At 73.5% G+C, this 20,270-nt stretch carries 19 protein-coding genes; 7 read left to right on the forward strand and 12 right to left on the reverse strand.

The window, feature by feature from the left end; genetic code table 11:
• The first annotated feature begins 5 nt into the window (after positions 1-5).
• The 4 genes from GKC29_RS27840 (at position 6) to GKC29_RS27855 (ending at position 3,343) form a co-directional block, all read left to right on the forward strand.
• Positions 6-428: a hypothetical protein gene (locus GKC29_RS27840; RefSeq protein ID WP_155333630.1), complete on the forward strand. Its 423-nt coding sequence runs from the start codon at positions 6-8 to the stop codon at positions 426-428.
• A gap of 43 nt (positions 429-471) precedes the next feature.
• Positions 472-912 carry a MarR family winged helix-turn-helix transcriptional regulator gene (locus GKC29_RS27845; RefSeq protein WP_155333631.1) on the forward strand — a complete coding sequence of 147 codons (441 nt, stop codon included), beginning with the start codon at positions 472-474 and terminating at the stop codon, positions 910-912.
• 92 nt (positions 913-1,004) lie between these two features.
• Positions 1,005-1,535, forward strand: coding sequence for a DinB family protein (locus tag GKC29_RS27850; RefSeq protein WP_155333632.1), 531 nt, complete (start codon positions 1,005-1,007; stop codon positions 1,533-1,535).
• 263 nt (positions 1,536-1,798) lie between these two features.
• Positions 1,799-3,343, forward strand: a complete 1,545-nt coding sequence (locus GKC29_RS27855) for a N,N-dimethylformamidase beta subunit family domain-containing protein (protein WP_155333633.1) — start codon at positions 1,799-1,801, stop codon at positions 3,341-3,343.
• Here the strand turns inward: GKC29_RS27855 and GKC29_RS27860 are convergent.
• From GKC29_RS27860 to GKC29_RS27870, 3 genes are all read right to left on the reverse strand, one after another.
• A complete protein-coding gene (locus GKC29_RS27860) occupies positions 3,310-3,933 on the reverse strand; it encodes an HAD family hydrolase (RefSeq protein WP_155333634.1) in 624 nt (207 codons plus the stop codon). The two genes, GKC29_RS27855 and GKC29_RS27860, sit on opposite strands and share 34 nt — an antisense overlap.
• Positions 3,930-7,526 (reverse strand): chromosome segregation protein SMC, encoded by a 3,597-nt coding sequence (gene smc / locus GKC29_RS27865; RefSeq protein ID WP_155333635.1) that lies wholly within the window; start codon positions 7,524-7,526, stop codon positions 3,930-3,932. The genes GKC29_RS27860 and smc overlap by 4 nt, the downstream gene beginning before the upstream one ends.
• 328 nt (positions 7,527-7,854) lie before the next feature.
• Positions 7,855-8,049 carry a hypothetical protein gene (locus GKC29_RS27870; RefSeq protein ID WP_130322629.1) on the reverse strand — a complete coding sequence of 65 codons (195 nt, stop codon included), beginning with the start codon at positions 8,047-8,049 and terminating at the stop codon, positions 7,855-7,857.
• Positions 8,050-8,421: 372 nt separating this feature from the next.
• On the opposite strand from GKC29_RS27870, the gene GKC29_RS27875 reads away from it, so the two are divergent.
• The gene (locus GKC29_RS27875) at positions 8,422-9,816 is read left to right on the forward strand and encodes a CAP domain-containing protein (RefSeq protein WP_155333636.1); all 1,395 of its coding nucleotides are present in this window, start codon (positions 8,422-8,424) and stop codon (positions 9,814-9,816) included.
• Between the two features lie 156 nt (positions 9,817-9,972).
• Positions 9,973-10,815, forward strand: a complete 843-nt coding sequence (locus tag GKC29_RS27880) for an endo alpha-1,4 polygalactosaminidase (protein ID WP_155333637.1) — start codon at positions 9,973-9,975, stop codon at positions 10,813-10,815.
• A gap of 46 nt (positions 10,816-10,861) precedes the next feature.
• On the opposite strand, the gene GKC29_RS27885 is transcribed toward GKC29_RS27880, so the two are convergent.
• From GKC29_RS27885 to rsmD, 9 genes are all read right to left on the reverse strand, one after another.
• The gene (locus GKC29_RS27885; RefSeq protein ID WP_155333638.1) at positions 10,862-13,081 is read right to left on the reverse strand and encodes an MMPL family transporter; all 2,220 of its coding nucleotides are present in this window, start codon (positions 13,079-13,081) and stop codon (positions 10,862-10,864) included.
• Positions 13,082-13,290: 209 nt separating this feature from the next.
• A complete protein-coding gene (gene mutM, locus GKC29_RS27890) occupies positions 13,291-14,148 on the reverse strand; it encodes a bifunctional DNA-formamidopyrimidine glycosylase/DNA-(apurinic or apyrimidinic site) lyase (protein WP_155333639.1) in 858 nt (285 codons plus the stop codon).
• Positions 14,141-14,956: a ribonuclease III gene (gene rnc, locus GKC29_RS27895; protein WP_155333640.1), complete on the reverse strand. Its 816-nt coding sequence runs from the start codon at positions 14,954-14,956 to the stop codon at positions 14,141-14,143. Before rnc ends, mutM begins: the two co-directional genes overlap by 8 nt.
• Positions 14,953-15,948 (reverse strand): phosphate acyltransferase PlsX, encoded by a 996-nt coding sequence (locus tag GKC29_RS27900; protein ID WP_155333641.1) that lies wholly within the window; start codon positions 15,946-15,948, stop codon positions 14,953-14,955. The genes rnc and GKC29_RS27900 overlap by 4 nt, the downstream gene beginning before the upstream one ends.
• A gap of 114 nt (positions 15,949-16,062) precedes the next feature.
• A complete protein-coding gene (gene rpmF / locus GKC29_RS27905) occupies positions 16,063-16,236 on the reverse strand; it encodes a 50S ribosomal protein L32 (RefSeq protein ID WP_155333642.1) in 174 nt (57 codons plus the stop codon).
• A 5-nt stretch (positions 16,237-16,241) separates the two neighbouring features.
• Positions 16,242-16,805 (reverse strand): DUF177 domain-containing protein, encoded by a 564-nt coding sequence (locus tag GKC29_RS27910; protein ID WP_155333643.1) that lies wholly within the window; start codon positions 16,803-16,805, stop codon positions 16,242-16,244.
• A gap of 150 nt (positions 16,806-16,955) precedes the next feature.
• Complete coding sequence (locus GKC29_RS27915) at positions 16,956-17,453, reverse strand: hypothetical protein (RefSeq protein WP_155333644.1); 498 nt, start codon at positions 17,451-17,453, stop codon at positions 16,956-16,958.
• A 236-nt stretch (positions 17,454-17,689) separates the two neighbouring features.
• A complete protein-coding gene (coaD, locus tag GKC29_RS27920) occupies positions 17,690-18,181 on the reverse strand; it encodes a pantetheine-phosphate adenylyltransferase (RefSeq protein WP_155333645.1) in 492 nt (163 codons plus the stop codon).
• On the reverse strand, positions 18,178-18,741 hold the full coding sequence (rsmD, locus tag GKC29_RS27925) for a 16S rRNA (guanine(966)-N(2))-methyltransferase RsmD (protein ID WP_155333646.1): 564 nt from the start codon (positions 18,739-18,741) through the stop codon (positions 18,178-18,180). The genes coaD and rsmD overlap by 4 nt, the downstream gene beginning before the upstream one ends.
• A 376-nt stretch (positions 18,742-19,117) precedes the next feature.
• On the opposite strand from rsmD, the gene GKC29_RS27930 reads away from it, so the two are divergent.
• The gene (locus tag GKC29_RS27930) at positions 19,118-20,260 is read left to right on the forward strand and encodes an LPXTG cell wall anchor domain-containing protein (RefSeq protein WP_155333647.1); all 1,143 of its coding nucleotides are present in this window, start codon (positions 19,118-19,120) and stop codon (positions 20,258-20,260) included.
• Positions 20,261-20,270 lie beyond the last annotated feature (10 nt).

A 20,270-nucleotide genomic window follows, 5' to 3' on the forward strand; every position in this document is an offset into this window, starting at 1 on the left:
CGCACATGACCGCCCTCGTCACGATCAGCGACGCCGAGGCCCCCCAGGGTGTCCGACTCCCGACCGAATCCGACGTTACGATCTACCCGGAATCGCTCAATAATGGCCGCGGTGTCTATGCGCCGTCCGCTCTGGACCTTGCGGACGAGTTGAGCGGGACCGGCGTGGTCGCCCGCCCCTGGCACGAACTCGCCGACTGCGAGATCAGCAGCGAGCGCGAACCGGTCACCGCGGCGATCCTGTCGGTTGTCCTGGGGATCGTCTCCTCGGCCGGCTGGGAGGCGATCAAGCGGGTGCTGCGCCGGAGGTCGCGCGACGACCGGGTCTCGCTGACCATCGGCTGGCGCGACGGCACGGCGGAGAGGTGGATCCGGGTGGACGGGCCCGCCGACGCGGTGGCCGAGGCGATCGACCGGCTCCCCCGCTGACCCACCCGCGTCGACGACCCCGCCCGCCGTACGCTCTATCTCCGTGGACGAGCACCCCCCGGAGACCGTACGGGCGGTCGAGCACGAGCTGACCGCCTTCCTGCGCCGCAGCCGCGGGGTGTCCTGGGACATCGCCCGGGAGGTGCACCCCAACCTGGAGCCGAACGCGTACGGGCTGCTGCTGTGGCTGCGCCGGTCCGGCTCGATCCGGCTCACCGACCTGGCGGGGCGGCTCGGAATCGGCAAGGGCACCCTCAGCCGGCAGATCAACGGGCTGGAGACCATCGGGCTGGTCCGGCGCGACCCGGACCCGACCGACCGGCGCGCTTCCCAGCTCAGCCTCACCGAGGAGGGGCAGCGGCGCTTCGACACGGCCTCGGCGGCCCGGCTGGAACGATTCCGCGAGACGCTGAGCACCTGGTCCGGGCAGGACGTGGAGACCTTCGCCCGCCTGCTCCACCGCTTCAACGAGACGTACTTCTGATCCGCCCGTGACCGGGAACGTCGGGGCCGTGGGACCGCGCGCGGCGGTAATCGGGTCGCCGCGTGTCGCACCCGGACGCGAGGATGGCCGGCATGACCTGGAGAGCACCCGAGATCGACCGCCGGCACGAGCCCTACCTCGGTGACGAACGCACCATGCTGGAGGGCTGGCTCAACTACCACCGCGACACGCTGCTGCACAAGTGCGCCGGGCTGACCGCCGAGCAGCTCCGGACGGCGAGCGTCGAGCCGTCCACCCTGACCCTGATCGGCCTGGTCCGCCACATGACCGTCGTGGAGCGGGCGTGGTTCCGGCAGCGCTTCGCCGGGGAGGACCTGCCCGAGCTGTACGACTGGGCGGCCGACCCGGACGCCGAGTTCACCACGGTCGGCACCGCCGACCCGGAGGCCGACCTCGCCGCGTTCCGGGCCGAGACCGAGGCCGCCGACGCGGCAGCCGCCGGGCACGACCTCGACGAGACGTTCACGCTGCGTCGCCGCGACGGCAGCTCGCCCGAGGTCAGCCTGCGCTGGGTCTACGTCCACATGATCGAGGAGTACGCCCGGCACAACGGCCACGCCGACCTGATCCGGGAACGCGTCGACGGCGCCACCGGCGACTGACCTGCGCCACCTCCCCCGACCGTCGGCGCTGCCCGGCGAACGGATCGATCACGTGCGCCGGGTCGCCGCTTTCGCGACCGGGAGCAACCCCTTGATCATCCTCTCCGTCATATGACTGGACGGGGCGTGGCCGATCCCGTTCACACCGACCGACGCCTGCGGGCGCGGCGGGGACACGGGGGCCGCCACGGCGGGAGCTGACGATGGTCGACGGTGGACGCGCGACGCCTACCCGGAGAAGGACACTGGGACTGATCGGTGCGGTGGGCGCGTCGGGCGCCGCCGCCCTGTGGGGAATCGGATGGCGGCCGGGGGGTCGCCGGGCGTCGTCGGGTCTCGCCGACCCGCACTACTCCGGTGATCCGGTCGCGGCCGGGAGCGGTCCGGACGTGTCGCCCCGGCCGCTCGGCCGGTCCCCGGTGGCCATCGAGAACACCCGGCCGGGCGCCGCCGGGTTCAGCCTGTCCGGTCACCGGTTCGCCACCGACCGGTCCGGCGAGATCGCCGGGTACGCCTCGGCGACGAGCGTCGCCCCGGGCGAGGAGTTGGTCCTCCGGGTCTCCGTGGCCCCGGCCCAGCGGTACCGCGCGACGGTCTTCCGCATCGGGCACTACGGCGGTGCGGGGGCCCGGATGGTCGTCCAGGGGCCCTGGCTGGACGGGACGACCCAGCCCGCCCCCACGGTGTCACCGGAGACCGGAGCGGTTTCCTGTGCCTGGTCACCGGGATGGCGGCTGCGGATCGGGGCGGACTGGACGAGCGGGCTGTACCTCGCCCTGCTGAGCACCGCCGGCGGTCACCACCACTGGGTTCCGTTCGTGGTGCGTGATCCGTCCCGCACCGCCGCCGGCCTGGTGGTCATCCCGACCAGCACCTACCAGGCGTACAACCAGTGGCCCATGGACGGGCGTACCGGCGCGAGTCTCTACTACGGCTTCGACGACGCGGGCAGACGCGCGGTGGCAGGTCGGTCCCGGGCGGTCAGCCACGACCGGCCGTACGCCGGGAGCGGCCTGCCCAACCTGGTCGCCGACGACATCGGCTTCGTCCAGTGGGCCGAGGCGCAAGGACTCGACCTGGCGTACGCCAGCAGCGAGGACCTGCACACCGGCCGGATCGAGCCGGGACGCCACCGGGCGGTGATCTTCCCCGGGCACGACGAGTACTGGTCGACCCGGATGCGGTCGGCGGTCGTCACCGCCCGCAACGGCGCCACCAGCCTGGTCTTCCTCGGCGCCAACAACTGCTACTGGCGGATCCGCTTCGGTGGCGGCGACCGTGACGAGCGACAGGTCTGGTGCGACAAGGTGGACACGCCACGCAAGGGCGTCGTCCCGGTGACCCCCAAGTGGCGGGCCACCACCAGCCCCGAGCAGCAGCTGATCGGCAGCCAGTACGTCAGCGTCGTGGACGGCCGCGCGCCGCTGGTCGTGGGCGCCAGCGGGCACTGGTTCTGGGCCGGCACCGGCGTACGCGACGGCGACCGCATCCCCGGCGTGGTCTGGGGGGAGGCCGACCAGTGGATGTCCGACACGGCCGGCCCGCAGCTGGTCGAGGAGGTCCAGCTCGCGGATTCTCCGTTCACCCGTAAGGGGAAGACCGTGCGGCAGCACACCCGGCTGTACCGGGCGCCCTCGGGCGCCTGGGTGTTCGCGGCCGGCTCCCTCGGCTGGACCCGGACGCTGTACGACCCGGCGCTCGCCGACCCCCGGATGGACCGGGCGACCCGCAACCTGCTCCGCCAGGTGCTCGGTGGGGACCCCGCCGGAGCGGATCAGCCGGTCGTGGCCAGGGCCGCGCGCAGGTAGCGCAGATCGCCGGGGCCGCTCCAGCGGTGCGCCGACAGCCCGGCGACCCGGGCACCGGCGACCGCCCGGTCCTCGTCGTCGACGAACAGCACCCGGGACGGCGGGGTCTCCAGGGCGTCGCAGGCCACCTGGAAGAACTCCTTCGCCGGCTTGTGCACCCCGGCAACCGACGAGTTGACCACCACGTCCAGCTCGTCGGTGAGCCCGAGGGCGGCGAGGTCGGCGTCGAGCACGTCGGTGGCGTTGGTGCCGAGCCCGACCCGTACGCCGGCCGCCCGGACCTCCCGGACGAACGCCAGCACGTCCGGGTCGACCTCGCCCCGGTAGCGCTGCCAGTCGTCGACGGCCGCGCGCGCCCGCTCCGCGCCCACCGAGGGGGTCAGCGCGTCGGCCACGCTGGCCATCCAGTCGGCGTGGCTGACCTTGCCGGTCAGCACCGGCTGGAGCAGACCCCACGACATGGCGATCTCGCCGAGCACACCTTCGGTGAGCCCGTACTCGCGCTCGACGCCGACGGCCACCGCCGGGTCCCAGCGGCGCAGCACGCCGTCGAAGTCCACCAGGAGCGCCGTGGCGCGTTCCCGACTCACTCGTTGTTCTCCTGCCCGTCGTCGGCCCGGTTGAGCCGTTGGCTGATCACCTGGGTGACCCCGTTGCGCATGGTCACGCCGTAGAGGGCGTCGGCGACCTCCATCGTCCGCTTCTGGTGCGTGATGACGATCAGCTGGCTCTTCTCCCGCAGCTGCGCCAGCAGCGTGATCAGCCGCCCCAGGTTCACGTCGTCGAGCGCCGCCTCCACCTCGTCCATGATGTAGAACGGGCTGGGCCGGGCGCGGAAGATCGCCACCAGCATCGCCACGGCCGTCAGCGACCGCTCGCCACCGGAGAGCAGGGACAACCGCTTGATCTTCTTGCCCGGCGGCCGGGCCTCCACCTCGACGCCGGTGGTGAGCAGGTCGTCCGGGTCGGTGAGCACGAGCCGCCCCTCGCCGCCGGGGAACAGCACGCCGAAGACCTGCTCGAACTCCCGGGCGGTGTCGGCGAACGCGCTCGCGAAGACCTCCAGGATCCGGTCGTCCACGTCCTTGACCACGGTGAGCAGATCACGCCGGGTGGCCTTCAGGTCCTCCAGCTGCTCGGAGAGGAACTTGTACCGCTCCTCCAGGGCCGCGAACTCCTCCAGCGCGAGCGGGTTGACCTTGCCGAGCAGGGCCAGCTCCCGTTCCGCCTTGGCGGCCCGCTTCTCCTGCACCGCCCGCTCGTACGGGACCGGCTCGGGAACCGGCACGCCGTCGCGTTCGGCCGCCGCCACGTCGGCGTCGGTCGGCGGGACCGGCTGGTTCGGGCCGTACTCGGCGACCAGCGTCGCCACGTCCAGCCCGAAGTCCTCGGCGGCCTTCGCCTCCAACTGCTCGATGCGCAGCCGCTGCTCGGCACGGGCGACCTCGTCCCGGTGCACCTGGCTGGTGAGCCGCTCCAGCTCCGCGGCGAGGCGCTTGGCGGCCCCGCGTACCTCGGACAGCTCGGCCTCCCGCGCGGCGCGTTCGCGCGCCACGGCGTCGCGGTGCTCCTCGGCCTGCGCGATCGAGGTGGTGAGCCGGGTCAACGCCTCGCGGGCGCCGCCGGCCACGGCCCGGGCGATCGCGGCGCCGCGGGTCCGCGCCGCCCGCCGTGCCGCCGCGCGCTCCCGCGCGGCACGCTCGGCCGTCGCCTGCCGGCGCAGCGAGTCGGCCCGGCCGGCGATCGAGGAGACCCGCTCCTCGGCGGTACGCACGGCGAGGCGCACCTCCATCTCGTTCTGCCGGGCCCGGGGCACCATGGCGGCGAGCTGGTCACGCTCCTCGGTCGAGGGTTCGGCGTCGATCGGCGTGGCCTCGGCCAGCCGTAGCCGTTCCTCCAGCTCGGCGAGGGCGGCGAGGTCCCGTTCGCGGGCCGCCTCGGCCCGGGCCCGGGACTCGCCGAGGCGCTCGGTCTCGGCCTTGGCCGACCGCGCGGCGGCGCCCAGCTCGGCGAGCCGGCGGGCGGCGGCGTTGCGGTGGCTCTCCGCCTCCCGCTTCGCGGCGGCGGCGTGCTGCACGGCCTCCTTGGCGGCCGCCACCTCGGCGCGCGCCTCGACCAGCTGCCCCCGCAGGTCGGCGGCGGTGCGCTCGGCGGCGGCGCGGTTGGTCCGGGCCTCCTCGACGGCGGCCTGCACCTCGATGAAGCTGGGCGCCTTGGCCGACCCGCCGGCGGCCGCGTACGCCCCGAGCACGTCGCCCTCCGGCGTGACCGCCCGCAGCTCCGGGTTGCCGACGACGACCTCCGCGGCGGCGGCGAGGTCGTCGACGAGGACGACGTCGCGCAGGGCCCGGTGCACGGCCGGCCGGATCTCGGCCGCGCACTCCACCAGGTCGGGCGCCCACCGGGCCCCGTCCGGCAGCTTGGGGCGCAGCGAGTCGGCGGAACCGGCCATGCCCGGCCCGGCGGCGCTGCCGACCAGCAGGCCGGCCCGGCCGGCGTCGGCGATCTTGAGCATCCGCATCGCCTCGACGGCCTCGTCGACGCCGCTGACCGCGACCGCGTCGGCGAGGCCGCCCAGGGCCGCGGCGAGCGCGGCCTCGTGGCCGGGCGCGACGGTGAGCAGCCCGGAGAGGCTGCCGAGCAGTCCCGGCACCTCGTCCGCGCGGGCCAGCAGCGCGCCGGCACCGTCCTTGCGGCGCAGGCCGAGGGCCAGCGCCTCCTCGCGCGCCTTCCAGGTGGCGGCGTCCTTCTCGGCGGCCCGCTCGGCGTCGCTCAGCGACCGGAGCGTCGCCTGCGCCTTCTCCTGGACGGCGACCGCCTCCGCGTGCCGGGCGTCCAGGTCGGCGTTGTCCCGGTCCGCCTCGGTGGACTGTTCGGCGACGGCGTCCAGCTCGGCCTGCGCCCGCTCGGCCCGCCCGAGCGCGTCGGTGTGCGCGGCGGCGAGTCGTTCGATCTCCTCCCCGGCGGTGGCGGTCCGCGCCCGGGCGGAGTTCACCTGCCCGGTCAACCGGGCCAGCCCTTCCCGGCGGTCGGCGATGGCCTTGGCCGCGGCGACCAGCTCCCGCTCGGCGGCGGCCAACTGGCGTTCCAGCTCCTGGCGGTGCTCCACCGCCTCGGCCAGCCGGATCTGGTCGTCGGTGAGCGCGGCGCGCAGCTCCTCCTCCTGCTCGCGGACGCGCTCCGCCTCGGCCTCCAGCTGGTCCGGGTCGCGGCCGGGCCGCTCGTCGTCCGGCGTGGCGCTGAGGTGGCGCAGCCGCTCACGGGCGAGCTGCTCGATCGAGCGGAACCGCTCCTGGAGGGCGGACAGCTTGTACCAGGTGTCCTGGGCGGCGGCGAGCAGCGGCGCGTCCTCGGCGAGGGCGGCCTCCAGCTCACCGAGGCGGGCCTGCACCTCGGTGTGCTCGGCCTCGACCTGCTCGCGCCGCTCGCGCAGCGCGGTCTCGTCGGCGATCTCCTTGTCGAGGGTCGCGCGCAGCGTGGCGAGGTCGTCGGCGAGCAGCCGGAGGCGCGCGTCCCGCAGGTTGGCCTGGATCACCGCGGCGCGGCGGGCCACCTCGGCCTGGCGGCCGAGCGGCTTGAGCTGGCGGCGCAGCTCGGCGGTGAGGTCGGTGAGCCGGTTCAGGTTGGTCTGCATCGCGTCGAGCTTCCGCAGCGCCTTCTCCTTGCGCTTGCGGTGCTTGAGGACGCCCGCGGCCTCCTCGATGAACGCGCGCCGGTCCTCCGGCTTGGCGTGCAGCATGCCGTCGAGGCGGCCCTGCCCGACGATGATGTGCATCTCCCGGCCGATGCCGGAGTCGCTCAGTAGTTCCTGGATGTCGAGCAGGCGGCAGGAGTCGCCGTTGATCTCGTACTCGCTCTCGCCGGAGCGGAACATCCGGCGGGTGATCGACACCTCGGTGTACTCGATCGGGAGCGCGCCGTCGGTGTTGTCGATGGTCAGGGTCACCTCGGCACGGCCGAGCGGCGCCCGGCCGGCCGTGCCGGCGAAGATGACGTCCTCCATCTTGCCGCCGCGCAGCGCCTTCGCGCCCTGCTCACCGAGGACCCAGGCGATGGCGTCGACGACGTTGGACTTGCCGGACCCGTTCGGGCCCACCACACAGGTGATGCCCGGTTCCAGCTTCAGCGTCGTCGCGGAGGCGAAGGACTTGAAGCCCTTGACCGTCAGGCTCTTGAGATGCACCTTCTCGATCCTCGTCCGGTGGCCGCCGTACCGTCGCCGGCTGCGCGGACCTGGTGAACCCGCAGACTAACCCGCCACCGGTGACCATCCCGCACTCGACCCGCCTGGAGCCGCACCGGCCGGCCGCGCCCGGTTCACGTTCCGGATGCGCAACCGACGATTTTCCGCCGTACGAGGTGCGGTTCCGGCCGGAACGGTCGGGGTACGGCGTCCGCGGTCACCGGTTCGACCGGCGGGACGAAAATGGTGCGCACAGAGCTGCGCGCCGGCACATTCGTGTCGGCGCGCCTTTTCGCGTGGTGCTATTCAGTTCTTGCGTACCCGGTGATCAGGTCAGCGCGGGCTCGGCGATACGGAGCAGGTCGTCCGCCTCGGCCGCAGCCGCCGCGAGACGATCGTTCTCGGCACGCAGCCGCGTGATCTCGAACTCCAGTGCCTGAACCGTGGCACGCAGTCGGGTGACCTCGTCGAGCAGGCGCCGGTCGGGCGCCGCACCTACGTGGCCGTACAGGGCCTTCGCCATGTTGACTCCTTGATATGCGCTGCCGGAATGGCCGGCCAACGCGCGCCCATTCGTACGCGGCTGTCAACCCAGGCGATTCTGGGCATGAGCGGGCGCGACTGGCGACACCTATATATTGAGCCGAAACCCCCTCCTTCGTCAAGTTCCCGCAGGCCGTAGATCATCTCTACGTCGACCTGTCCACTTGTCGGGGGGCTGCCACACGGCGCGGACACTCTCTGTCCGGACACCTTTACTGTACGCCTCGGATCTCCGGAAGTCCCTACCCCGGCGTCCCCGTTCCCCTTAACTCTTTCTTAGCCACGTTGCCGCAGGTCGCGGCCAACACGTAGCGTCACCCCGGCCCGCAACCGACCCGTGGAGGCTACCGGCGTGTACGGCTGGAACGACCCGATCGACCCGGACGGCGCCCGGCGACCCGAGCCGGCGCCCGACGAACCGGCCTGGCTGACCGAGCGGCCCGAGCCACGCTCGGCCTACCTGTTCGGCGACGACCCGGACCGACCGGCGGACGAGTGGCAGCGCGAGCAGCCGACGGCCCACTGGCAGCCCGAGCCGGCCCGCCACGACGCGCAGCCCTGGCAGCCGGCCGACCCCACGTACCGGGACGAGCCCGCGCAGCGCTGGGAGCCCACCCCGACCTGGCAGCGCGAGGAGCCCACGGGTGGCTGGCGGCAGGACGACCCCGCGACGTGGCGGAGCGAGCCCACCGCGACCTGGCGGCGCGACGAGCCGTCGGGCGGCTGGCAGGGCGAGGAGCCCGCCGCGGGCTGGCAGGGCGAGAACCCGACCCCGGGCTGGCACCGCGAGCAGCCGGCCGCGGGCTGGCACCGCGAGGAGACCACCACGGGCTGGCAGCCGCACGGGGCCACGGCCGGCTGGCACGGCGCCGAGGCCGACGGTGGCTGGCAGCACGAGGAGCCGACCGGCGGTCGGCCGGCCACCCCGTCCGGGGCGTACGCCGGTGAACAGGCGACCGGCCCGCTGCCGGCGATCGCAGCCGACGGGTCCCCGGCCGACGGCGGGCACCGTCGCCTGCGGCGTCCACTGCTGATCGGCGGCGCCGCCGCCGCGGCCACGCTGGTGGTCAGCCTGGGCGCCGGTGTGGTCGCGCTCTCCGGCGGAGACGACGCCACCCGCACCTCGGTGGCGGACGACACCGTCGCGGCTGCCCCGGCCCTGCCCGAGACCGCCGAGACGCCCGCCGACGCACTGGCCCCCACCGGCAGCCCGAGCGCGTCGCCGACCACCGCGAAGCCCTCCCCCTCGGTCACGCCGAGCCGCAAGCCGAAGCCCGCGCCGTCGCGGACCACCGCGCCGTCGCGCCGGAGCCCCGAGCGCAGCACGGCCCCGAGCAGCGGCGGGACGTCCACCGGCAGCGGCGTCAGCGCCCAGGCCCGTGAGGTCGTGGACCTGGCCAACGCCGAGCGCGCGAAGGCGGGCTGCGGCGCGTTGAGCATCGACGACAAGCTCATGACGGCCGCCCAGCGGCACAGCCAGGACCAGGCCGACCACCAGAACATGTCGCACACCGGCAGCGACGGCAGCGACCCGGGTGACCGGATCGACCGGGTCGGCTACGAGTGGCGCACGTACGGCGAGAACGTCGCCTGGAACCAGAAGACGCCGGCCGCCGTGATGGACGCCTGGATGAACAGCCCCGGCCACCGGGCCAACATCCTGAACTGCGCCTTCACCGAGATCGGCGTCGGCATCGCGAGCAGCAACGGTCCCTACTGGACCCAGGTCTTCGCCGCTCCGCGCTGAGTCGTACGGTCGACGTCCCGGTGCGACCGCCGGGGCGTCGACGCGCGCCGGATCGCGAGTCGTCGTCGGGCTGTCCTCGTTTGACCGGGTGAGGTGCGCCGCGGTGGTGCACCCGCCCGGGCGGCGACCGGCCGCCCGCGACCTGCGGAGCTGCCGATGCGGATCCGGCCGCCGACGCGCGCCGTCGGGCGCGGCCTGCGCCGGGCGCTGCCGGCAACGGTCGCGTTGCTGCTCCTGACCCCGGTGTACGCGTGCCACGTGGAGCTGGCCCGGCCGGACGCGGCGACCACCTGGCCGTCGGACGCGGCTCGCCGGTGGCAGTGGCAGTGGCAGCTCAGCGGGGCGCTGGACCCGGACGTGCCCGCGGATGTCTTCCTGCTCGACCCGGTCGCCACGACCACGGCGCAGACCGCGGAGCTGCGCACCCGCGACCGGCGGCTGATCTGCCAGGTGCACGTCGGCTCGGTCCGGCCCACCGACCCGGACGCGACCCGGTTCCCGGCGAGCGTGCAGGGCGCGCCCGGACGCCGTGCCCGGAGCCGCTGGCTGGACGTCCGGCAGTGGGACATCCTGCGGCCGGTGCTGGCCGACCGGTTCCGGCTCTGCCGGGGCAAGGGCTTCGGGGCGGTCGCGATCGTCGACGCGGACGCGTACGCGCAGCGCTCCGGCTTTCCGCTCGGCTTCGACGACCAGCTGCACTTCAACCGCCGGCTGGCCGAGCTGGCCCGCTCGCTCGACCTGTCCCCCGGCCTGGTCAACGCCGTGCCGCAGGTGGCGGCCCTGGCGCCGGACTTCGACTTCGCGGTCAACGAGGAGTGTGTCCGGCTCGGGGTGTGCGGCAAGCTGCTGCCGTTCGTGGAGGCCGGCAAGCCGGTCTTCCACGTCGAGTACACCGGCTCGGCCGAGGACTTCTGCGTCACGACGGTGGGCTACGGGTTCACCTCCATCCGCAAGGACCGGACGCTCGACGCCTGGCGTGAGCCCTGCCCGGCCCGCTGACGCCCCGGGGCCGGGCCGCCTGCGGCGGCCCGGCCCCGACGATCGGTCAGCGTGCGCCGACCAGCTCCGGCGCGGGCGCCGGCGGGTCGATCGGAGCCGGAACCGACCGGGCCCGCATGAAGCGCGGGGCCCACCAGTTCCGGTCGCCGAGCATGGTCATCAACGCCGGCAGCACGACCGCGCGGATGATCGTGGCGTCCAGCAGGATCGCCGCGGCCAGACCGATGCCGAGCTGCTTGAAGTCGATCGTGCTGAGCGTCGCGAAGATCGAGAACACCCCGACCATCACGATCGCCGCGCTGCTCACCACGCCCGCCGAGGAGGTGATGCCGTGCGCCACCGCCTCCCGGTTCGACATGCCCGCCCGGATGCCCTCACGGATCCGGCTGACCACGAAGACGTGGTAGTCCATCGAGAGCCCGAAGAGGACCACGAAGAGGAACAGCGGCAGCCAGGTGACGATCGCGCCCATCGAGGTGAAGCCGAGCAGGTCCTCGGCCCACGTGCCCTGGAAGACCACCACCAGCAACCCGTACGCGGCACCGGCGGACAGCAGGTTGAGCAGGATCGAGCTCAGCGCGACCACCACCGAGCGGAACGTCCAGGCCATCACGAGGAAGGTGAGCGCCAGCACGAAGCCGATGACCAGCGGCAGCTTCTCCCAGACGTGCTGCTCGTAGTCCTCGCTGGCGGCGACGTCGCCGCCGACCGCGTACTCGACGCCGGTGAGCCCGCCGAGGGCGGCCGGCGCCAGGTCCGCACGGAGCTTCTCCAGCGACTGCGCCGACCGCTCGTCACGGTTGGCGTACGGGGTCGCGACCTGCAGCACGGACACCCGCCCGTCGGCCGACACCCGGATCTTCGGGCCGTCCGCCTCGGTCGGCGCGAAGAGCGGGTCGGCGGACGCGCGCCCGGCCAGGTCGGTCAGCGCCGCGCGCACCCGGTCGGCCTCGGCCGCCGTCGCCCGGACCGCGACGGTGTGGCTGGTGCCGTTGCTCGGGAAGGCCGCGGTGAGCCGGTCGTACGCCTGCATCGCCGGCGTGCTGCGGGGCAGGTCCTCCATGCCGGGGAACTGCAGCTTCATGCCGAGCGCGGGGGCGGCGAGGGCGAGCAGCAGCCCGACGGAGACGGCCAGCGTCGCCACCGGCGCCCGCAGCGCCGGCTTCAGCACGGCCGGCCAGAACCGCGGCGCCGCGGGCGCGCCGTGCCGTCCGGTACGCGGCGCGGTCAGCCGCCACAGCAGCGGCACCCGGGGGCGGTCCACCCAGCGGCCCAGCTTGGCCAGCAGCGCCGGCAGCACGGTCAGCGAACCGATCACCGCGACCGCGACCACCAGGATCGAGCCGACCGCGAGCGACGAGAAGACGGCGTCGTTCACCAGCAGCAGGCCGGCCATCGAGATGATCACGGCGAAGCCGGACACCACCACCGCGTGCCCGGAGGTCTCCGCGGCGATCTCGACGGCGTCCAGCCCGGAACTGCCCTTCGCGCGTTCCTCACGCTCCCGCCGCACGTAGAACAGCGAGTAGTCCACGCCAACCGCCATGCCGATCAGCAGGATGACGCTCGCCGTCGTGTCGGTGGCCGGCACGAGGTGGGACGCCAGGGTCGAGAGGCCCAGCGCGGCGGCCACCGAGGACAGGGCCAGCAGCACCGGCACGCCGGCGGCGATCAGCGCCCCGAACGCGACGATCAGGATGGCCAGCGTGACCGGCAGGCTGAGCAGTTCCGCCCGCTTGAAGTCCGCGCCGAGGGTGTCGTCCAGCGCCTTGTTGATCGACGGTCCCCCGACCTGCTCGATCCGCAGCCCCGGATGCGCCTCCTGCACGCCGGCGGTGGCGTCGCGCAGCGGCTGCACCCGGTCGGACGCCGTCTCCGGGTCGCCGGACATGGTGATCGGCAGCAGCAGCGCCGAGCCGTCGCGGGCCGGGACGGGCTCACCGATCGAGGCGACCCCCTGCACCGCCCGCAGCCGGCCCGCCGCGTCGTCGGCCGCCGCCTCGGCCGCCGTCATGTCCAGCGTGCCGCCGCGCGCCGTGATCAGGACGTTCTCGGTCGCCGGCTCGTCGAAGTCCCCGGAGGAGACGATGACGACCGCCCGGCCCGACTCGCCGACCGCCTGGTCGGACTCCTCGGCCTCGTTGAGGCCCGCTGCATTTCCCCCGACGAAGCACACCGCCACGAACACCACCCACAGCGCGATCGCGCGCCACGGATGTTCGGCACTCCACCGTGCCAACCGCACCGTCACCGGTCTCGCCCCCATGCCGGATTCCCCCTGTCACTCAAACCCCTGTCAACCGTGTCGACGCTAGGGATGGGACGGGGTGGAGACATCGGGGAACGGCCCCGGTCCGCCCCGGAACCGACGCAGCGGCACCGGCGGGGCGCCGGGACGTCCCGGCCGGCGGTTCCCCGGGTCCATCCCGGACGGGCCGGCTCGGCACGCCGGGGCGGGCCCCGAGACACTCAGGGTCAGACCCGGACGGCTCCCCGGGGGCGGGGCTGGCAGCGCGGGCAACTGAACGACGACCGGTTCATGAACGACTCGCGGCGGATGGGCGCGCCGCACCGCCGGCACGGCAGCCCCTCCCGCCCGTAGACGTTCAGCGAACGGTCGAAGTAGCCGCTCTCGCCGTTGACGTTGACGTACAGGGCGTCGAAGCTCGTCCCGCCCTCCTTGATCGCCTCGGCGAGCACGTCACGGACATGCCCGAGCAGACGCAGCGCGGCCGGGCCGGTCAGGGCGTCGGTGGGCCGGGCACCGTGCAGCTTCGCCCGCCACAGCGCCTCGTCGGCGTAGATGTTGCCCACGCCGGAGAGCAGCGTCTGGTCCAGCAGCGCACGCTTGACCTCGGTGCGACGGCGGCGCAGCGCGGCGACGAACGCCGCGTCGGAGAACCCGGCGTCCATCGGGTCGCGGCCGATGTGGGCGATCTCCGCCGGCAGCTCCGCGCCACCCTCGCTGACCGACAGCCCGCCGAACGTCCGCTGGTCGACGAAGCGCAGCTCGGGGCCGCTGTCGGCGAAGCGGAACCGGACCCGCAGGTGCGTCTCGTCGGGCGCGTCGGCCGGTTGCAGGAGCAGCTGACCCGACATGCCCAGGTGCCCGATCACCGCGTCGCCGCTGTCCAGCGGGAGCCACAGGTACTTGCCCCGTCGCCGCACGTCCAGGATCGTCCGGCCGGCCAGCACGTCGGCGAAGTGGGCGCCGCCGGCCGTGTGCCGGCGTACCGCCCGGGGGTGGAGCACCTCGACGGCGGCGATCCGCCGCCCGACGACCCACTGGGCCAGCCCCTGCCGGACGGTCTCGACCTCGGGCAGCTCAGGCACGACCCGGCTCTCCGGCCAGGCCCGCCTCGACCGCCCCGCGACCGCCGTCCCCGACCGGTTCCGCGCCGTCCCCGCCGGCGCCGGCCTGCTCGCGCTCCGCCTGCGCGGACAGCGTCCGCCAGGCCGACTCGGCGGCCCGCTGCTCCGCCTCCTTCTTGCTCCGCCCCTCGGCGCCCCCGTAGCGGGTGCCGGCGACCACCACCCAGGCGGTGAAGGTCTTCAGGTGGTCCGGCCCGGTGCCCTCGATGCGGTACTCCGGGACACCCAAGCCCTGCGCGGCGGTCAACTCCTGGAGGCTGGTCTTCCAGTCCAGCGCCGCGCCACGCCCGGCCGACTCGGCCATCAGCGGGTCGAAGAGGCGGTGGATGACGATGGCCGCGGTGTCCAGGCCGTACTGGAGGTAGATCGCGCCGAGCAGCGCCTCCAGGGTGTCGGCGAGGATGCTCGCCTTGTCCCGGCCGCCGGTCGTCTCCTCCCCCTTGCCGAGCAGCAGGTACTGGCCGAGGCCGTCCGGGCCCAGCCCGCGCGCCACGTCGGCGAGGGCACGCATGTTGACCACGCTGGCCCGCAGCTTGGCCAGCTGGCCCTCGGGCAAATCGGGGTGGTTGTGGAACAGCGCGGTGGTGATCACCACGCCGAGCACGGAGTCGCCCAGGAACTCCAGGCGCTCGTTGGTGGGCAGGCCGCCGTTCTCGTACGCGTACGAGCGGTGGGTCAGCGCACGCTCCAGCAGCTCCGGCTCCAGCGCCACGCCGAACGCCGCCTCCAGGTGGCCGACGGGCGGCCGTCGGCGCTTGTCGTTGCTCATGATGTGCGTACCTCGGTGTCGGTCGTACGGTCGGTGCGGTCCGCGCGGTCACCCGCGTCGGTGCTGTCCAGCAGCGCGCGGACCTGGTCGGCGGCGCGACGCCGCCACAGGTGGGCGGCCAGCGCGATGCCGGAGGCGAGATCATCGCCCCGGGCGGCGCCGTGGCACACCACCACCGTGCCGGCGACGCCGAGCAGGGCGGCCGCCCGGGGGGCGCCACCGCCGGCCGGGGGGCCGCCGGCCATCGCGTACGCGCCCTCGATCGCCTTGAGCAGCACGTTACCGGTGAACCCGTCGGTGACCACCACATCCGCGCGCGTGCCGAGCGAGACGTCGTACCCCTCGACGAGGCCCACGTAGCGGCCGCCGGACGGCAGCGCCGTGGCGGCGAGCGCGGGATCGGCGAGGCGGCGGGCGCGGTCGCCCTTTCCGGCCTCGGTGCCCACGGAGAGCAGGCCGACGCGGGGAGCCCCGACGCCGTGCGCCACGGCGGCGTAGGCGGCGCCGAGGGCGGCGTGGCGGGCGAGGGTGGCCGGGCGGGGCTCCAGCGAACCGCCGACGTCCAGCAGGACCACCGGGCCGTCGACGGCGGGAAGCGAGGCGATCAGAGCCGGGCGGCGGACGTCCGGCCAGCGGCCGAGCCCCAGCGCGACGGCGGTGACGGTGGCGCCGGTCGAGCCGGCGGAGACCAACGCGTCCGCTGAACCCTCGCGGATGGCGTGCACGGCGGCGCGTACGGTGCTGTCGGCGCGGGCCGCGGCGGGATGGTCGCCCATGCCGACGGCGGCGTCGACCGGGCGGACGGCGACCCGGGCGCGCTGCTCCGGGTCGAGGGCAGCGATCAGCTCGCCGGCCGCCTCGGTCGGGCCGACGAGCAGCAGATGCAGGTCGGGATCGGCGCGCATGGCCCGCAGAGCGCCGTCAACCACGACGGCGGGAGCGTCGTCCCCGCCGAGGAGGTCAACGGCGATCCGCGCGGTGCCCGGCTCCATCGGAACGCCGGCCGGGGCGGGCCGGCCGGCGTCGGAGGGAGCCGGGGCACCGGGCGTTCGCCAGGGTGCGCGCGCCGCCCGACCGGAGGTCGGGGGCGTCACTCGGCGTCCAGGTCAGACCTCGAGGACCTGGCGGCCGTTGTAGGTGCCGCAGACGGAGCAGGCGGCGTGCGGCAGCTTCGGGGACTTGCACTGGGGGCAGGCCACGGTCGCGACGGCCGCGGTCTTCCACTGCGCCCGACGGGCCCGGGTGTTGCTGCGCGACATCTTGCGCTTGGGGACGGCCACGGTTCTTACTCCTCTTTACGGGTCAGTTGCGACAGGGCCGCCCAACGCGGGTCGACCTGCTGGTGGCTGTGATCGGCCGGCAGCTCGTCCCAGGCCACCCCGCAGTCGGGGCACAGGCCCGGGCAGTCCTCCCGGCAGAGCGGGTTGGTCGGCAGCGTGAGCACCACCGCGTCCCGCAGTACCGGCTCCAGGTCGATCAGATCGCCCTGCATCCGGCCCACCTCGTCCTCGTCGGCCGTCATGTCCGTGGTGCTGTTCTCGTACGCGTACAGCTCCTGGATCGGGACGGCCACGGTGTCGTCGATCTCGCGCAGGCAGCGGCTGCACTCGCCCTTGATGGGACCGCTGACGGTCCCGGAGACGAGCACCCCCTCGGACACCGACTCCAACCTCAGGTCGAGGTCGAGGTCCGCGCCCTCCGGCACGCCGATCAACTCCACGCCGAGGTCCGCCGGTGCCGGTACCACCCGCTTGACCGTACGCAACGCACCAGGCCGGCGCGGCAGCTCCCTCGTGTCGAGGACCAGCGGCGACCTGGGGTCGAGTGGTGAAGGCGTGTGTTTGGGCATAGTCAGACTCCGGCCGTGAGGGCCGACAAACGAGGTTACCTGGGCGATCGCCGCAGCGTCGAATCGGGGGCGGCGTCCTGCCCGGGGTGAGGTGTCGGCCTGGTGCCCGTGTCGACGTCCTCGGCCCGGCCCAGGACTTCGACACCGGCCCTAGAAGGGTAGCGGGCGTTCGGCCTCGTCCCCGGCGAACGTGCCGATCTCCCGCAGGGCGTGCATCTTGTCCCGGCCACGCTCGATCGAGGCGAGTGCCCGGGTGAGGAACTGCTCGAAGTTCGCGAGCGCGGTGTCGACGTAGTCGTCGACCTCCTCGCGCAGCCGCTGAGCCTCGGCCCGGGCCTCCGCGACGATCCGGGCACCCTCGTGCTCGGCGGACACCGTGATCTCGTTCACCGACACGAGCCGGGCGTGTTCCGCCTCACCCTCGCTGATGATCCGGTCGGCCTCACGCTTGCCGGCCTCCATGATCTTGTCGCGCTCCTCGAGCAGCGCGGCGGCCCGGCGCAGGTCGGCGGGGAGCTCAGCGCGCAGCTCGTCGAGGGCGGCGATCATCTCGCCCCGGTCGACCATGCAGTTGTTGCGCGACATCGGGACGGAGCGGGCCTGCTCCACCATGGCGATCAGTTCGTCGATGCGATCGAGCGGGTCCACCGGCACCTCACTCCTGTCGTTCGTCGGCCGACCTCAATGATGCGGGCTGAACCCGGATTCGGCGCTCCACACATGATGAGGTGTGCCGACCACGTCCACACCATCCACCCCACCCCGGCGCGTCGCCCCGCCCGCGACTCCACTCCGCCGAACGGGCACATTCTGCCTCGACGAGAGGCGCGAACCCGGGCGAAAGGGGACAGGAACCGCGCGGTCGCGGGGGTGGTGGGTTCGGGTCAGGTGCGCGCGGTCGGGGGATGCAGGCGGGTCACCAGGGCTTCCCGGACGACGTCGGGGACGTGGGCGGAGATGTCGCCACCCCACTTCGCCACATCCTTGACCAGGCTGGAGGAGAGGAAGGAGTAGAGCGGGTTGGTCGGCATGAAGAGCGTCTCGACGCCGGCCAGACCGATGTTCATCTGGGCCATCTGCAACTCGTAGTCGAAGTCGCTGACCGCCCGCAGGCCCTTGATCAGCACGCTCGCCTGCTGCGCCCGGCAGAAGTCCACCAGCAGACCCCGGAAGGACTCCACCCGCACGTTGTCGTACGACTTGGTCACCTCGCGGAGCATGTCGATGCGCTCCTCGACGGTGAACAGGCCGGTCTTCGACTGGTTGACCAGCACGCCGACGATCACCTCGTCGAACAGCCGGCTCGCCCGGCCGATGATGTCGAGGTGACCGTTGGTGACCGGATCGAACGAGCCGGGACACACCGCACGTCTCATGATCGGCGACCGTACCAAAGGGTGGTCTCGCCGTAGCGGCGACTGCGCTCGCCGGTGACGCCCTGCACCCAGTCGACCGCCCCGGTGCGGCTCGACCGCTCCACCACCACGAGCGCGTCCGGGGCGAGCCAGCCCTGATCCACGAGTGCGCGGAGCATCGCGGAGACCTCCTCGTCGGGCACCGAGTACGGCGGATCGGCGAAGACCACGTCGTACGGGTCGCCGTCCGGGCCCGCGCCGAGCACGGTCCCGACCTTGCCGGTGACCAGCCGCACGGCCGACCCGGCCCGCAAGGCGGCCACGTTCTCCCGGATCACCCGGGCGGCGCGCGGGTCGGACTCGACCAGCAGCACGTGCTCCGCCCCCCGGGAGAGCGCCTCCAACCCGACCGCCCCGGACCCGGCGTACAGGTCGGCGAACCGGGCGCCGTCGAGGTCCACCTCCGCCTGCACCGCGCTGAACAGCGCCTCGCGGACGCGGTCGGACGTCGGCCGGGTGCCGGCGCCGGGCGGCGCGGCGATCCGCCGCCCGCCCAGGGTGCCGGCCACGATCCGGGTCACCGCCTGCTCCTCATGGGGATGACGCTACGTCACCCGCCCCTGGGCGACGCCGACCCCACCGGTAATCCGATCACCCACCCGCCGGACGGACGGCGGCAGCCTCGGGCGATCGTGCAGCGGAAGCCGCTTCCACACCGGATGGTCATCGAGCGATGACCATTGGTGCATCAATGATCACAAATCTACAACATCGCATGGACGTTCTCATCCGGACCCCCGCGATTCATGACCGATCAGTACAGTCACCCATCGCGTCCGCCCGCAACGGGCGCACCGCGTGCCGGGCGAGCGTCGATGAGCCGGCGGGCCACCACTGGCCGCTGCTGTCTCCCGCCCGCCCAGCCACACGTCCACACCCCCCTCATCAGGAGCAGACGTGAACCGTCTCCAGCCCTTGTTCCGGCGCGTCATGGCTGTCGCCGCCGGAACGCTGCTCGGCCTCAGCGGCGTCGCGATCCTCGCCGCCCCCGCCAGCGCCCACCACAGCGAGGTCAAGGTCCAGGCCAAGTGCGACACCGCCACCGGCGAGTGGGTGGTCGACTGGACGATCAAGAACTATGCGCCCAGGAACGTGAAGAAGTACAAGTTCGACGAGGTCTCGGCCAAGACGTTCGTCGGGGAGACGGCCACCGACGTGACCATCCCCGGGATCGCCGTCACCGAGGGCGACAACTACCCGCACGCCACCGACCAGCCGCTGACCGCGACTCAGCGACTGGACGGCAAGATCACCAAGGCGTCGCTGTCCGTCCAGGCGGCTTGGGACAACGGCTTCAAGGAGCACAAACCGGTCTCGGCTGCGATCGAGCTCGGCGGCACCTGCGTCAAGGACCAGCCGCCGGCGCCGAAGACCCCCAAGCCGACGGCCAGCGTCACCGCCGACTGCGAGGGCGTTGTCGTGGTCAAGCTCGAGAACGCCGAGGATGCCACCGCCCCGGCGGGATTCATCGTCACCGGTACGGACGGTTTCACCGAGACGGCCACCGTCGAGCCCGGCAAGAACGCGTCCGTCACGGTGCCGGCCAAGAACGCCGGCAGCATCAAGGTGGTCGTGGAGGGCGTCGAGGAGCCGCTCTTCGAGGGCAAGCCCGCTCCGGCCGAGAACTGTGTCGAGCCTGGCGAGCCGGCCGGCGCCTACCAGTCCACCTGCGACGAGCTGATCTTCGAGATCAGCAACCCTGAGGACGGCGAGACCGTCACGGTGACCTTCACGCCGAACAAGGGCGAGCCGAAGACGCTGACCGTGAAGCCGGGCGAGAGCGGCACCGTGTCGTTCCCGGCCGAGGAGGGCCTGACCGTCACGCCGAGCGCCGAGGGCCTGGAGGACACCGAGCCGATCGCCTGGGAGAAGCCGGCCGACTGCGCTCCCGGTGGCGGCGGCGGGGACGAGGACGAGCCGACCCTGCCCCTGACGGGCGCCGCCACGGGCGGCATCATCGCCGGCGCGGCCGTGCTGCTCGCGGGCGGCGCGGTGCTGTTCGTGCTCGCGCGCCGCCGGAAGCTCCGCTTCACCGCCTGAGCGGAATCCA

The sequence above is a fragment of the Micromonospora sp. WMMC415 genome, from assembly GCF_009707425.1.
Taxonomy (GTDB): domain Bacteria; phylum Actinomycetota; class Actinomycetes; order Mycobacteriales; family Micromonosporaceae; genus Micromonospora.